This window comes from Novipirellula caenicola, from assembly GCF_039545035.1.
GTDB classification, from domain to species: domain Bacteria; phylum Planctomycetota; class Planctomycetia; order Pirellulales; family Pirellulaceae; genus Novipirellula; species Novipirellula caenicola.
The window spans coordinates 30,235-43,817 of sequence record NZ_BAABRO010000018.1; the positions used below are offsets into that span (position 1 = coordinate 30,235).

The 13,583-nt window shown below is 56.7% G+C and carries 11 protein-coding genes; 7 read left to right on the forward strand and 4 right to left on the reverse strand.

Features of this window, described 5'->3' with window-relative positions; translation table 11 throughout:
* The first annotated feature begins 127 nt into the window (after positions 1-127).
* From ABEA92_RS25235 to ABEA92_RS25250, 4 genes are all read left to right on the forward strand, one after another.
* Positions 128-2,941, forward strand: a complete 2,814-nt coding sequence (locus ABEA92_RS25235; RefSeq protein ID WP_345687494.1) for a hypothetical protein — start codon at positions 128-130, stop codon at positions 2,939-2,941.
* Between the two features lie 214 nt (positions 2,942-3,155).
* Positions 3,156-3,329, forward strand: a complete 174-nt coding sequence (locus ABEA92_RS25240) for a hypothetical protein (protein ID WP_345687496.1) — start codon at positions 3,156-3,158, stop codon at positions 3,327-3,329.
* A 163-nt stretch (positions 3,330-3,492) separates the two neighbouring features.
* The gene (locus ABEA92_RS25245; RefSeq protein ID WP_345687498.1) at positions 3,493-3,891 is read left to right on the forward strand and encodes an STAS domain-containing protein; all 399 of its coding nucleotides are present in this window, start codon (positions 3,493-3,495) and stop codon (positions 3,889-3,891) included.
* A 406-nt stretch (positions 3,892-4,297) separates the two neighbouring features.
* Positions 4,298-6,076, forward strand: a complete 1,779-nt coding sequence (locus ABEA92_RS25250) for a SulP family inorganic anion transporter (RefSeq protein WP_345687500.1) — start codon at positions 4,298-4,300, stop codon at positions 6,074-6,076.
* Between the two features lie 564 nt (positions 6,077-6,640).
* Here ABEA92_RS25250 and ABEA92_RS25255 read toward each other — a convergent pair.
* The 3 genes from ABEA92_RS25255 to ABEA92_RS25265 all read right to left on the reverse strand — a co-directional run bounded on the left by ABEA92_RS25255 (position 6,641) and on the right by ABEA92_RS25265 (position 9,946).
* The gene (locus tag ABEA92_RS25255; RefSeq protein WP_345687503.1) at positions 6,641-7,636 is read right to left on the reverse strand and encodes a Gfo/Idh/MocA family protein; all 996 of its coding nucleotides are present in this window, start codon (positions 7,634-7,636) and stop codon (positions 6,641-6,643) included.
* Positions 7,637-7,932: 296 nt separating this feature from the next.
* The gene (locus tag ABEA92_RS25260) at positions 7,933-9,216 is read right to left on the reverse strand and encodes a Gfo/Idh/MocA family protein (RefSeq protein WP_345687505.1); all 1,284 of its coding nucleotides are present in this window, start codon (positions 9,214-9,216) and stop codon (positions 7,933-7,935) included.
* A 139-nt stretch (positions 9,217-9,355) separates the two neighbouring features.
* The gene (locus ABEA92_RS25265) at positions 9,356-9,946 is read right to left on the reverse strand and encodes a peroxiredoxin (RefSeq protein ID WP_345687508.1); all 591 of its coding nucleotides are present in this window, start codon (positions 9,944-9,946) and stop codon (positions 9,356-9,358) included.
* Positions 9,947-10,257: 311 nt separating this feature from the next.
* On the opposite strand from ABEA92_RS25265, the gene ABEA92_RS25270 reads away from it, so the two are divergent.
* The 3 genes from ABEA92_RS25270 to ABEA92_RS25280 all read left to right on the forward strand — a co-directional run bounded on the left by ABEA92_RS25270 (position 10,258) and on the right by ABEA92_RS25280 (position 12,038).
* Entirely contained in the window at positions 10,258-10,926 is a 669-nt protein-coding gene (locus tag ABEA92_RS25270) for a PDZ domain-containing protein (RefSeq protein WP_345687510.1), read from the forward strand.
* Between the two features lie 234 nt (positions 10,927-11,160).
* Positions 11,161-11,412 carry a hypothetical protein gene (locus ABEA92_RS25275; protein ID WP_345687513.1) on the forward strand — a complete coding sequence of 84 codons (252 nt, stop codon included), beginning with the start codon at positions 11,161-11,163 and terminating at the stop codon, positions 11,410-11,412.
* 128 nt (positions 11,413-11,540) lie between these two features.
* Positions 11,541-12,038, forward strand: coding sequence for a hypothetical protein (locus ABEA92_RS25280; protein WP_345687515.1), 498 nt, complete (start codon positions 11,541-11,543; stop codon positions 12,036-12,038).
* Between the two features lie 122 nt (positions 12,039-12,160).
* Here the strand turns inward: ABEA92_RS25280 and ABEA92_RS25285 are convergent, their stop codons facing one another.
* Positions 12,161-13,552, reverse strand: coding sequence for an MATE family efflux transporter (locus ABEA92_RS25285; RefSeq protein WP_345687517.1), 1,392 nt, complete (start codon positions 13,550-13,552; stop codon positions 12,161-12,163).
* Between the last annotated feature and the right edge of the window lie 31 nt (positions 13,553-13,583).

Here is a 13,583-nt window from a genome sequence, read left to right on the forward strand (position 1 = left end):
TTTGCCGTACATCTCGGCTGTGAGTTGCTGGTAGCGGGTTGTCGCACAGGTGAAGTTCACCGTGGCAGAAGACGAACGAGCAACTGCGGCTGATTGTTTCGCATCCGAGCTCTGTGGTCAACGATCAATGTCTTTGCCAAGGCCATCCGAATCCAAATCGTCGTCGGTCAAACCGTCTTGGCAAACCCTGCGCATTGTGCTCGGCGGGTTGGTTTTTGCGGTTGCGGGATTGGCGTTAAGCGTACCGCGCGGCCATGCCCAATTGTACGATTCGCTCGATGCGTATCCGCCGCGTTGGCACTTGGACACCTCCGACTGTGACGCCCGAATCCTGACGCATCAACATCTGCCGGACGGGGGTATCGATGGCCGCGCATGTGAAGTGGTGACCCTGAATGCGACGCACGGCACCGAAGCGGTGTTGGCCTATCCCATCGAACCGATCGTACCAATCGATGGCTTGACGGCGAACGTCGCTGTGATGAGTGCTCGGCCGGGAGCCCGCATTGGTTTTCGCGTTCGTTTTCCCTATTTACGCCCCGAACCATCTCGGCGACCGGCGTCGGTCATCGTGTACGGGGCAAGTTATAACGATTCGGGTCAATTTGCGACGATCGGGATCGGCATGATCGAGCGTCCGCTGCGACTGAAGACCATGGCACTGCGCGGCGAACATGGATCCGATGTCAATCTAAAGGATCCCTATGTCGACGCCGTGGTGGTGAACGCATACAGCGGAGCCGGCGTCACCGCGCTGCGGCTCGATGAATTACGCGTCGACGGGATCGTTAGCGTCAGCGATGTATCCCGCGCGACCGTACCGCAATCCGACTCATCCGAACACGACCGCGATCCCGCCGGCAGCAATCGAAGCGATCGTACCCACGCCAGCCGCATCGACCCTCAGGGTTCGTCGACCACCGGACAGATCAATCGCGGCAATGCGTTTCCGAACGGCAAGGTCACTCGGATCCTGCAACACAATGGCGAACCGTTGGCATGGGTCCGATCGCTCGGCTTTGATGCCGTACAGCTCTCTTCGCCGCCGGATGCGTTGCTGTTAAACGAGGCGATCCAAACGCGCATGGCGATTTATGCACCGGCCCCCTCGGCGCCGGATCCGTCGCTGCAAGCACTGCTTCACCCGGTAGCCGCTTGGTACGTCGGGCACAACGAAGCACTCGATTCAACCCGCGTCGATGCGGCGGATCTAACCGCCCGTCGACTTCGCGGATTTCCGAGTCCGTGGCAACGTCCGATCATTGGTGCACCGTCGGAAAGTTTCCGCCGCTACATGACCGTCATGGACGCAATGGTGCACGACATGCCGATTCGTGCGCGAGGACTGACCGCCGAGGAAGAGGTTGCGGAATTGACTCGTTTTTCTCGCCGCGTCGGTGACCGCGTTCAGATGGCCGCAGGCGTGATGAGCATGCCACCGGAACGAACACTACAACAAACGCAAGCGATCGCGGATTCGATTGGTGCACCGCAACCGACCGGTTTCCGTTGGCATTCGATGTGGTTGCAGACGATGCGAAGTCTCGAAATTGCACCGCAAGCCATCCTGTTCCGCTCGACTCATTCATTGGCGTCGGGTACCGAATTGGATACCCATCGATCGATGGCCCTGAGTTACGTGAATCGCGTCATCGCGATGATCGAACCTTGGATTGCCGGGGCAACCCCGGTGACGCCGCTGCGAGTGACGGGAGCTCCCTATTACTGCACACGGCTCTCAAAAGACGACGTTGACGTCGTCCTGTTGACGTCCAAAGCAACACGCGGATCGGAGGTCTTGGCCGGCGACGGACAAACACTCGAGTTAACGTTGTCGCCTACCGATTCGAAAAAGACAATTTGGCGATTGACGAATTTCACGGCTCAGCGTTTGGCTGCGGACGTGACCGCCACCGGAGCACGATTGTCGATTGTGTCACCCGATGCAGCCGAGATCATTGTGATCAGCAGCAACCCAAGCGTTGGAGGTGAATTGAGCCAGTCCGCCGCGCGGTTCGCACGCCAAGCGGCACTGGACCGATGGCAGCTTGCCGGTGACTTGGTTCGTCAAACACGCAACCAGTGGCAAACCGTGTTGGCGTCGCGAATCGGCAGTCGCAGTGCACCGATGGATCTGATCGGCGTCGCCGGTCGGACGCTTGCCGATGCCGAACCGCTATACCGCGCCGGCGATACGGATGCGACGCTACGAATGGCGCGTCGTGCTGATGCATGGGCACTACGTAGCGAATGGCAGTTAACCGAAACGTTGATGCCCGATTGGCCGCGTCCCACCAGTTGTCCGCCGATCGACTGCGGCGCCGCCGAAGTCCAAACGATGTGGTTTCCGTTGACCAAGGACCGTGGTTGGAGTCGAAACTTTTTGACCGCCGGCGCTCTGGATACCGCAGAATCGCTGAGCGAAGAACGTTGGAAATTTGGCAAGCGACTCGAGGGCCGCGCCCAAAGCGAGGTCATGTTTGCCAGTCGCGGATCGTACGCAGGTCCCGGTGCCCTGCTGGCTCGCGCGACTACGACCGCGGATGAACCGCTGCCTGGCGGGTACGAGGGAACCGTCATCCAAATTCGCAGCCCCGCCGTCCGCGCCCCCGCCCATACCGCGGTGCGGATGGATGCCCTGGTGCGAACGATTGGTTTTGGGCAACCGCACCAAGGCGTGCTGGTGTACGATTCCATCGGCGGACAAGAGATGGGCGTGTTGGTGCGCGGTCGATCGACATGGACCCCTGTCCGCTTGTACCGTCAAACGACCGAAGAAACCGAAGTCAGCGTGATGTTCGAATTGATGGGCGACGGCGAAGTGATGATCGACGAAGTGACGCTGCGAATCTGGCAGCCCGAAGACGAACCGCCTCCCAAAGCGTTCCGCCCACTCAGCACCGCTGTGGTGGACGAAAACCCACAAGCCGAATCGCGATGACGTAGCATGCTCCGCAGGCCCCAATCGCTACCCCTCGCCCGGCTGCTACTCTGCGTCCACACGCAGCGACCGCGTGTGAATCATGCTTGACGTCTTCCGCTGGCGTTGGTTTATGGCGACAATGTTTCCACAACTTTAGCTCCCCCCAAGACCATGAGGACGTCCGATGCATCAAGTCAAGTTATTTAAAAGCGTTGATACGGAAATGGCGGACATGGAATATCAAATCAACCGCTGGATGCGTAAAAGCGGCGCCCGCATCATCTCGATCACCGGCAACATCGCCGGCTCGCCCAACACATCCGGTGGCCCGCTGAGCAGCTTCGCAGCAAGCGACTTGTTCGTGATCGTGTTGTACGAAATCGACGCTCCGCAGAAACCGCAATAGTCCTCACCACGTTACACCGGAGCCAACAAAACGGTGGGATGCGGATCGGTCGAAACACGGCGACGACTCGCCGTTGGTTGAACGTGATGGAGTTATCGGGTATGCTTACTCGAACTTACCGAGAATCGGTAAACCACTCTGCGAACAAAAAACACAGAGAAGTATGAGCAATCTAGGAAGCGGCCCCGTTAATCACCCCATCCAAAAACATCTTGATCGATCGGTAGATAAAGGTCTCGAACAGACCATCAGCTGTTCAACTCAGCAACTTAATTCGCTGAAAACCGCGAGAAAGTTCTCGCAAGAGCTCGTCCGTTGGATGCGATGCCAAACCGAATCCGAGGATCGATCCTCGCAATCGGTACAAACGCTGAAGCTAGACTTAGGGGGTGTTGACCGGCTCAGCAGCGTGGGCGTCAACGAGTTGATCGAGATCAACCGCAAGGCACGCAAACTAGGTGTCAAGTTGATCCTGACCGAGGTCGGAGAAACGGTTCAAGAGGTCTTTGCGGTGACGCGGCTTGAGCGAATGTTTCACGTCGTGGGTGCTTCTGCGTCCTAGATAAATGAGCCCCTTACGTAACGTGTCGGCCTATCGACACGCCTCCTGATCAGTCTGGTTCGGGTCGCATCGTCCGAACTTTTCTTCCGGCGATCTTTGATTTTGCGGTAGCTCGCAATAGGCAACCTGTTTGGACCCGATGTCGCCCCCGTCGCCAAGGTAACGGGGACGATCCTCCCGCTGCAACCGATCGGTGGTCTTCACTGGTTTTGGGATCGCTGGGGTCGAATGAGCAAGCGATGTTGACGGAAAATGGGTGGGCATTATAGTCCGCGACTACAAAGCCACTGGTTTCTCCGTCGCCTGACCGGTTTTTTATGAAATCATGGATCTCAGCTGCGACGGTTCTCTACGTCCTTCCCCATAATTCGAATCGCTTTCGCTCGATTCCTGACCTACACCTGACATGCTAAACTTTTTCCGCTCACGAACCGCGACGGCCAAGGATGACTTGCTTTCGGGTTTGACTGTTGCTCTTGCCCTTGTTCCCGAGGCGATTGCGTTTGCATTTGTCGCGGGTGTCTCTCCGATCATCGGACTCTACTCGGCATTCTTCATCGGCTTGATCACCGCAGCCTTCGGCGGACGTCCCGGAATGATTTCGGGTGCGACGGGCGCGATGGCAGTGGTCGTCGTCGGGTTGGTGGCAACCCAAGGGATTGAATATTTGTTTCCGACGGTGGTGTTGTGCGGGCTAATCCAAATCGCGATCGGAACCGCTCGGCTAGGTAAATTGATTCGCTTGGTTCCGCATCCGGTCATGCTGGGGTTCGTCAACGGATTGGCAATCGTCATTTTCATGGCCCAATTCGGCAGTTTTCAAACCTTGGATCGAGCCAGCGGGCACTTGACCCTGTTAAGCGGTATGCCGTTGGTCGTGATGCTGGTTTTGGTGGCGATCACGATGGGCATCATTTGGCTGTTGCCCAAGTTGACCAAGGCAGTGCCGTCATCGCTGGCGGCAATTTTAACCGTCACGTTGTTGTCGGTAGGGATCAACCACACAATGACGTCGGACTCGGGTTCCGGCGAAAACGTCGTGGCGACCGTTGGTGACATGCTGAACACGCAAGCGAAAGCCAAAGCGATCGCGGCCAGCCGAGCGAAGGCCGAAGAGATCGCCAACGACGAAACCAAACCGCTTGACGTTTCAACCGTGGGCATCACGTCGGATGGAAAAAATCGCGTCGATTCTGTGAACGCGGTCACTGCCGCTGCCAACGCCGAAGCGGCCCTGGCAGACGGTGAAGGCGAAGCGACTGCGTCAATCAGTGGCGGGCTGCCTCGCTTGTTCTTTCTTGACTACAAATTGCCTCCGATGAATTTCGAGACACTTTGGATCATCTTTCCGTTCGCGATCACGCTCGCTGGCGTGGGGCTGATCGAATCCTTGATGACGCTGACGTTGATCGACGAGATTACCGAGACGCGTGGACGTGGCAACCGCGAATGCATCGGTCAAGGCGCCGCCAACGTGGTCTGCGGATTGTTTGGCGGGATGGGCGGTTGTGCGATGATTGGCCAATCGTTGATCAACGTCAATTCGGGTGGTCGAGGCCGATTGTCGGGAATCACCGCAGCGGTTTGTCTGCTGATGTTCATCTTGTTTCTATCTCCTTGGATTGAACAGATTCCGATGGCCGCATTGGTCGGGGTGATGTTCATGGTCGTGATTGGAACGTTCGAATGGGCTTCACTGAAAATGTTTCATCGGATGCCAACCAGCGACGTTGCTGTGATGGTGTTGGTTGCCGGTTACACCGTCGTGATGCACGATCTGGCAACCGCGGTTATCTTGGGCGTGATCGTTTCCGCAGTCGTGTTTGCTTGGAAACATGCTGCCAACCTTGGTGCCGACATTTCGATCAACGAGGCTGGCGGCAAGATCTACCAGCTGCACGGCCCACTATTCTTTGCTTCGGTGTCCTCGTTTAAGGATCTATTCGACCCTGCGAACGATCCCGACGATGTGGTTATCGATTTCTACTACACACGCGTGTATGACCAATCGGGACTCGAGGCGATCAACACGCTGGCGGAGAAGTATGAATCGCTGGGCAAACGATTGCACTTGACCCATCTCAGCGCCGAGTGCCGTAGTCTGCTGGACCGCGCCGGCGACTTTGTCGAAGTCAACTTGTCCGAAGACCCTCAGTATCACGTCGCCACGGATCGTCTGGGCTAGGCTCTGCCCGAAAACCGTAGCGGAACTCGTCAAGAGTTTCGTTGTTTTAGTCGTACGATGGACTTCCTAGTCCGTCGAATGCGCCATTGCCGGACGAGGAAGTCCATCATACGCCCCTTGCCGCAGGAAACTTCATTAAATCAACAATCCGTCAAGACTTTCGGCAGCATGGCATACCCCATTGGCGAATCGAAATTCTTCACGGGCTGCTGATTTAATTCAAATGCAAATCGCAACGGTGAGCCGTGGGCCGTGAGGCACCGGGTACTGCGTGGGACCCGGCCGCTGACGCGTCACGGCTCACTAAATCAACAAGCCGCTCACGAATTCCGCTACCAAGCTTCCGCCTCTGATCCGTTCTCAGACAATGCCTGGCCTGGATCAAGTCGGTACGTAGGCCGGATCAAGTCCTAACGTCGCCGGACCAAGTCGCGCTGAAGCGACACCGATCCAGCGATTGAAGGCGATATCCGAGTTCATAACCGCCGTCACGCCGGATCTTCGCTCCGCCGCGATCCGGCTTGCAGCGGGTGACGCTTCTTTGCATGGCGATCGGCGATGCCGTTATTCCGCGAGCAATGCGTCGGCTTCTTGTTCCGCCTTTGCCATCACGTCGGCGATGCTGACGTATTGACCGCCTTGGTTCTTGCTTTCCATCGCGGCTTGCATGAATGCATAAAGCTCGATCGTTTCAGCAGGATCGACTGGCGACTCGTGAGTCCGAAAGAATTTGGCGATTTGCACCAGCAGCGGTTTGTAGCCCGCGTAATCGCCTAAGGGCAGCACCTTTTTTTCGCCAAATGCGATTCCGCCATATCCGCTTTTGCCCGACTTGATTCCGCGAAACGTTGCGAGCCGCTGGTCCTGCCATTGTCCGATGGCCAGTTCCGCTTGGGGTGTTGATTCGTGACGCACTTTTTCGCAGCCGGGGCCCATGCACGCGTAGAGAGCCTCGACGCCGTGGATACCGTACCAATACAGATCGGTATGCGACGGTTCGAGTGAACAAGGGCTGTAGGTTTGACATCCAAGAACGTCTCCGAAGTCAGACGACTGGATCGCGTCGATGCCGCTGATGTAACGCAGTGACGAACTCGAAAACATCGGAACGTCGTACTTTTTCGCCGCACGATAGATTGCCACCACTTCGCTAAGATTGGATCCGACCGGTTTATCAATAAAGACCGGTTTGCCCGCCTTGAACACCGCGAGGGCTTGTTCTAAATGCGGTTTGCCATCGTTGGTTTCCAGCAGGACACAATCCACTTTCTTGAGCAACACGTCGATCGAATCCACGATTTCGACATCCATCGCCTTGATGGCTTCGGTGTATTTGGGGATGCGACTCGTACTCGATTCGATATCGCGACTGCCGTAGGGATAGGCCGCCACGACGCGGCAATTCGCCAACTCTGGCTGCGACGGCGCTTGATTAAACTCCTTCGTAAACGCAATCGCGTGGGAAGTGTCCAGCCCGATGATACCGATCGACAAGGTGTCTTCGGCGAGGGTGGTCAAGGCGGAAAAAAGTATTGCAATCATGCACAGAGAGATTCTCATGGATCGGTCTCGAGGTGGGGCAATTTAGGAGAGGGAAGGGGTGTATGATGGACTTCCTAGTCCGTCAATGGTGGATTCGACGGAATAGGAAGTCCATCGTACGACTAAATCAACGAAACTCTTGACGGCTTATTGATTTCGTGAAGTTTCCTGCGGCGAGGGGTGCTTGATGAACTTACAAGTCCGTCAATGGCGGATTCGACGGACTAGGAAGTCCGTCGTACGACTAAATCAACGAAACTCTTGACGAGTTCCGCTACGAAGGGTGTTACACCTCACCTCGTCGGCGTCCAAACTTACGCTTGGCGAGGCTCCCAGCCTTTGGCGTATTCACGGCTCCAAAGCTTGTTGGCTTCGGCGTTGTTTTCGATGTGACCGTTGGTTGGGTTGGTTTGCAGGACGGATCCGGTGCGGAAGGCAATGTTGCCCAAATGACACAACAGCGTGCTGCGATGCGCTTCCTCAATGTCCGCGTTTGTTCGCCGTGGTGAGCGAACGGCGGTCAAAAAATCAGTAAAGTGATCGGGGTCACCAGCGGGTCCCGAATTGGTTGAAACCTCTCGGCCCTTCATGTCGTAAACCGTATAGCCGGCGCCCCGCATCACCACCGATCCTTCGGTGCCATGAATGCTGATGCCAAACCCGGTATCATGCGGTCCGAGCGGCGACCAACTGAGCCCTTCCCACGTGATCGTTTTGCCTTCGGGGAAATCAAACGTGGCCATCATCGTGTCGGGCGTTTCTTGGTCGTCATCGTGACGATATTTTCCGCCACCCGCGGTGACTCGCGTTGGAAAGGTCAGCCCTAGAGCCCAGCGAGCGACGTCCAAGCCGTGCACGCCGTTATTGCCCATTTCGCCGTTCCCCCAGTGCCAATGCCAGTGCCAATTGTAATGGACCAGGTTGTCTTTGAATTCACGGCGTGGCGCAGGCCCTTGCCACAAATCCCAATCGAGCCAATCGGGCGTTGGCGCTGGTTTGCCCTTGCCAATCGAACCTCGCCGATTGTTGTACCAAGTGCGAGCGTATAGGGTTTGACCGATTTCGCCGGCATGGATCTTCTTGACCGCTTCGATCAGTGCCGGCCAACTACGACGCTGGGTCCCCATTTGCACTACACGATTGTTGCGTCGGGCCGCGGCCAGCGCCCATTCGCCTTCGGCCGCGGTGCCGCTGCAAGGTTTTTCCACGTAGACGTGTTTCCCCGCGTCACACCCGAGAATGGTCGCCGGAGCGTGCCAGTGGTTCGGAGCCGCCACCACCAACGCATCGACGTTTTTATCATCCAGCACATGGCGGAAATCAGTGACGATTTTGGGGCGTTGCCCCTGCTTGGATGCCACCAGTTCCGCGGTGCGATCGGCAGCACGCGAATCGACATCACAAATGTAGTCGATGCGAGTGTTGGGAAGAGCCATCATGCCAGAGGTGATCGCACGGCCGCGGCCGTTGACCCCCATGATGCCCAGCGAAACGGTCTCACTGGGCGTCGCGTCGCTTGCCGTCAGTGTCTTGGTCGCGGTTGCCGTGAACGCCGCGGCCGCAGCGGTGGACTTTAGAAATAGACGTCGATCATTCATTGCACAGTCTCAGGTGGGAAAGGGGGCAGAAAACGGGTAGGCATCAAACGGAGGGAGTTATCAAATCGGCTAGCGCGCCCGAGCGGCGGCTAGCGTTCCCAGGGCGGGCAGCTAGCGATCCAAACGCGGTGCGAGGGGATCACTCCAGATTTTTGACGACGTCAAGAATTTTGGCGGGATCCTGTTTGGCTTGGACTTTGTCATCCCGGTAAGCGATCTTTCCATCGCGATCGATCACAAACGTCCATCGCTTGGCCGTCACGTCGCGTTTTAAAACCCGTTCGCTACCGTCGATGATCGCCTTGACCGACTTGGAACCGCGAGTGATTGGCACTCCAAATTTTTCAGCAACCTTGCCATCCACGTCGGCCAACAAGGGAAAGTTCAACTCGTGTGCCTTTTTGAACCATTGATGGTTCTCGACCGAGTCGCCGCTGACCCCGACAACCTCGACCTGTTGCGACGCCAAGTCAGCCAACGTGTCACGATAACCACAAGCTTGCGCGGTGCAGCCACCGGTCATATCCGCTGGGTAGAAATAAAGCACGACGACCTTCTTGCCGAAATGGTCAGCCGAATTCCAGAGTTTGCCTTGGTCGTCTTGGACCGAAAACTCAGGCGCCTTGTCACCAACATCCAGCGCGCCGCCTTGCTCTTTGGCGACCGCCGTGGACGTCGTCAACCAACACAGAAGCATCAAAGTGACACCTGCAAAAGTGGAGCGTAACATAGACTTTTCTCTATAGAGTTATGGGGAGGATGTTCCTATTGAAGTCCGAATTATAGACGATGTGAACGAAAGCGGGGGCAGACGACAAAAAAGGTTTGGCGCTCATTTTGTCGATGACTGCCTGCTGCGCGAGTGACCGCAGCCAAGGATTGCCAATTCGCTCACATTTTCGCTGGTTTTTGCCGTGATCACGCGCGGGGCGGCCGCGGCAATCCGCTAGACTAATGGGGGGACCATAGGAAATCGCATTGCCAATGGGCGTTTCGCCGTTACCGCCAGCGTCGTTGGCCAGAAAGGGAGAGTTTGCTGGAATGTTTCAATTCAAACGTATTGCGAAGAGGCTTGTCATCGCCATTGTGGTTGCCGGTGTTTTGCCTACCGCGAGCCCGCAACCAGTATGGGGCGACGATCCAGCCAGTCGTGCTGCGGTCAGGCCTGTCGAGCCCATCAAAGCCGAAGTGCCCGTCAAAGCCGAAGCGCCCGTCAAACGAGCCGACTCAGCTAAACCAGCCGAGCCGGTTAAACGACCCACGCAAATGGAGGGGACATTGCCTCCGCCGCGAGCGACTCGGGGCAAGCCGGCTCAACCAAGTTTGCCCAGCGTAAAACCAGCGGCAGCGCCGTCACGCCAATCCAACGCGCCCCAAGCAGAGCGTCCTCGACTCGGATTGAATGTGAATGCCGAGCAGGCTGTCATCAATACGGTTTATCCTGACAGCGGAGCCGCGGCAGCGGGGGTGCGGCCGGGGGGCCGGATCGTCGCGATTGATGGGCAGCCAGTCCGCAACGTCGAAGATCTAAAACGCGTCCTTCGCGATCGGACGTCACTCGATACGGTGATTCTGCAAGTGGATTACCGGGCTTCCGCTGCCTCGCGTGTCGGCCAGCCGCGGACGCCGTCGATCAAAACGTTTCGTGTCCCGCTGGGGAAACCGAAGGTCATTTATCTGGAACTGCCTGCGCCAGCGAAGGAAAAGTGATCGCGATGTTGCGGGCGGCAAATCGAAACTTTTTTTGATTTTCTCGACCGCCTCGGGCAAAAACGCAAGCTAGAGTTTGAATACGGGTTTAGGAATCACAACGCTCGAGACTTCGGTTTCGCAAGCGTTGTGACCAGCAGCGGGGGAAAAATCGGATGTTGTTTGTCACAACTTTCTGTCCATCATCGGTCCTTGAGTGATCGACGATGATCTTCACTCATTTCGTACGCTGCCATGGTCGATTCATTCGGGCTATCTCACCGTCCACTCGCCATCTTAGAAACGGCGCCGCCACACGTTTCGGAAGTGCAAGATCCGTCCAAGAGCCGCTTGACTCAGCGGAGCGAAGATCGTGTCGCCGAAACACTTCCCTCGGGTCGTCCTCCGGCCCCGAACACTCCTGGCAATACGGCCGTCGAATTGGTCAATCAAGCGGTCGAATTACAGCAGCAATTGGCAGCCGGCTACATCGATATCCTGATGTAAAACGCGAGCTTCTTTGCTAGCACGCAAAACTTTGGCATGGTGATTCCCGAAAACTGCTCTCGCTCTCAGCGCGATAAGTTGAGACAACAGCGGCACGAACTGAATCTCACTTCCGAACGGAATCGAACATGCGAAATATCATCATCCTCGCCATGTTAGTCGCAGGTGCATCAGCCGCGGGCTGGTTTCAAATCCAACGTGACGGCGAATACACGCGAATCGATATCAATCGCGCAGAAATTCGCGAAGACGCACGCCGGGCAATCGACAAAGGACGTGAAATCCTTGACCGCCGCGATTCACAGCGTTCCGATTACCCCGATGCTCCATCGTCCGCCGGCCAACCGTATTCCCCCAACTACGATTCCGGATCCTATCCCGGCCCCACCGATTCGTACCAATCGCAATACCAAGATTACACGCCCACCACCGGCCCTCGTTACAACCAAGCAGAAGCCCCACGCGATTACCCCGCTTACGACAACCGCCAATACGATGCGGGACCTTATCCAAGCACCGGTCCCGCCCCGAATTACGGAACGACGCCCAGCACCAGTCCTTATCCCGGGCAATCGCCTGCGGATTATCCCCCCTACACCCCACCTCCTTACACGCCACGACGATAGTCGGTGAAGGTTTGACGGACACGCCGGAGACCACCAACTCGTCGGCGAGCCCGCTCAATCCTTGAAAAGATCGCGACATCGCAGGCCCACCGTCATCGCAGATCCGCAAAGCGTCTTGCCATTCAGCGAGGCGACTTGGACTCGGGCACTCGATCCGCTTGCGAATCGTTTTGACTTGCCACTGGACTGCGTGTTTTTCGCTTCCGGCTCATGCTCTGGGCTCGCAGTTTGCGAAAATGTCGGTTCGCGAACAACAAGTTTGAAATCGCAAACGAGCTGATCGAAATCGCATAGGCGGCTGCGGCCCCGGCGGCTCCAAAGGCTTGGAAAAACAAAACCAGCAAGACCACCAAGCCCACCGCGTGGATACACAACAGCGACAATAGCGTTCGTCGTTCGCCTGCAAAAAGCAAAAAGGTCGGCGAGAGTGAAAAGAGCGTCCACACGCTCGAGCCAAATGCGACGATACAAAGCGGGACGTAACTGTCGGAAAAACGCTCGCCGTACAACATCAGAATTTCGTCACCTGCGAAAATCACGACGACCAGGAACATCAGCACCCCGGTGCTAATCACCCAGAATCGCGTCCGCCGCATTTCGGTCAAGCGGCGCCACTGTGATGTTTCGATCCCCAGCGCAATCGTCGGCTGATAGTACTTGTCCGTCGCCTTGGCAAGCAACAAAATCAAACATCCGGTTTCAAATGCAGGCGCCAAGATGGCGACCTCATGACCTTGGTGTGGCACGTGGTAAGCCACCACCAACGTCGCGCGAAAAAGCCAGGCGATCAATGCGTAAAACACGAGGTACGAAAAACTGTCACGCGCCCAAGTCGACCTCACCGATGGGTCGATCACCTTTTCCGCATAGTGACGCGACCGACCAACCAATAGCGACATCGCGATGATCAGCCCCACCATGCTGCCGATACAAAAACACAGCACCGCGCGAAATGGCGTGATTCCCACTTCGATCGTGGTGAATCCCACCAATGCCAACGTGGTCAACGGCACCAAGACTCGCGAGATCAACGTCGCTCGCGTTGCCATTTGAAACGCCATCAACAAATCGATCGTCACCCCCGCGGCGGCAACCACCGGCAAGGAAACGATTGCCAAGAACATGACGTTGCGATGGTTTGTTTCGAGTACGGGGATCTGCATCAACGCGACCCCCAATCCCACCAACAAACTCATCAGCAGCGTGCCGCCATAAGCAAACCGCAAATAACCACGCAGCGGACTGGGTTGGTCGCCCGCCACATAGACCGGAACAATACGCAGTCCGTATTTTCCAAACCCCGCCTCACCAAGCGATGCCAGCAGCCCCAACGTCGCGATCGCCCCGACATACTGTTCAAAGTCGTCGTCCGCCAATTGCCGTGCCAGCAGCATCGTGATCATATAGCCCACCAAAACGCCAATCACGTTCAGCGTGGTCAATACGATCGTGGTCACCCCCTCTCGCTGTGGCAATGACGTGTGAAAGGTTGCTTCAACGTGTAGGGGGGGCATCAGCGATTACAGTCTATTTGCGGATCAAGGC

Coding starts and splice junctions, on each gene's coding strand:
- ABEA92_RS25240 (WP_345687496.1), top strand. CDS start 3,156: ATGGAATATCAAATCAACCGCTGGATGCGTAAAAGCGGCGCCCGCATC.
- ABEA92_RS25255 (WP_345687503.1), bottom strand. CDS start 7,636: ATGAGAATCTCTCTGTGCATGATTGCAATACTTTTTTCCGCCTTGACC.
- ABEA92_RS25260 (WP_345687505.1), bottom strand. CDS start 9,216: ATGAATGATCGACGTCTATTTCTAAAGTCCACCGCTGCGGCCGCGGCG.
- ABEA92_RS25280 (WP_345687515.1), top strand. CDS start 11,541: ATGCGAAATATCATCATCCTCGCCATGTTAGTCGCAGGTGCATCAGCC.
- ABEA92_RS25270 (WP_345687510.1), top strand. CDS start 10,258: ATGTTTCAATTCAAACGTATTGCGAAGAGGCTTGTCATCGCCATTGTG.
- ABEA92_RS25235 (WP_345687494.1), top strand. CDS start 128: ATGTCTTTGCCAAGGCCATCCGAATCCAAATCGTCGTCGGTCAAACCG.
- ABEA92_RS25245 (WP_345687498.1), top strand. CDS start 3,493: ATGAGCAATCTAGGAAGCGGCCCCGTTAATCACCCCATCCAAAAACAT.
- ABEA92_RS25265 (WP_345687508.1), bottom strand. CDS start 9,946: ATGTTACGCTCCACTTTTGCAGGTGTCACTTTGATGCTTCTGTGTTGG.
- ABEA92_RS25275 (WP_345687513.1), top strand. CDS start 11,161: ATGGTCGATTCATTCGGGCTATCTCACCGTCCACTCGCCATCTTAGAA.
- ABEA92_RS25285 (WP_345687517.1), bottom strand. CDS start 13,552: ATGCCCCCCCTACACGTTGAAGCAACCTTTCACACGTCATTGCCACAG.
- ABEA92_RS25250 (WP_345687500.1), top strand. CDS start 4,298: ATGCTAAACTTTTTCCGCTCACGAACCGCGACGGCCAAGGATGACTTG.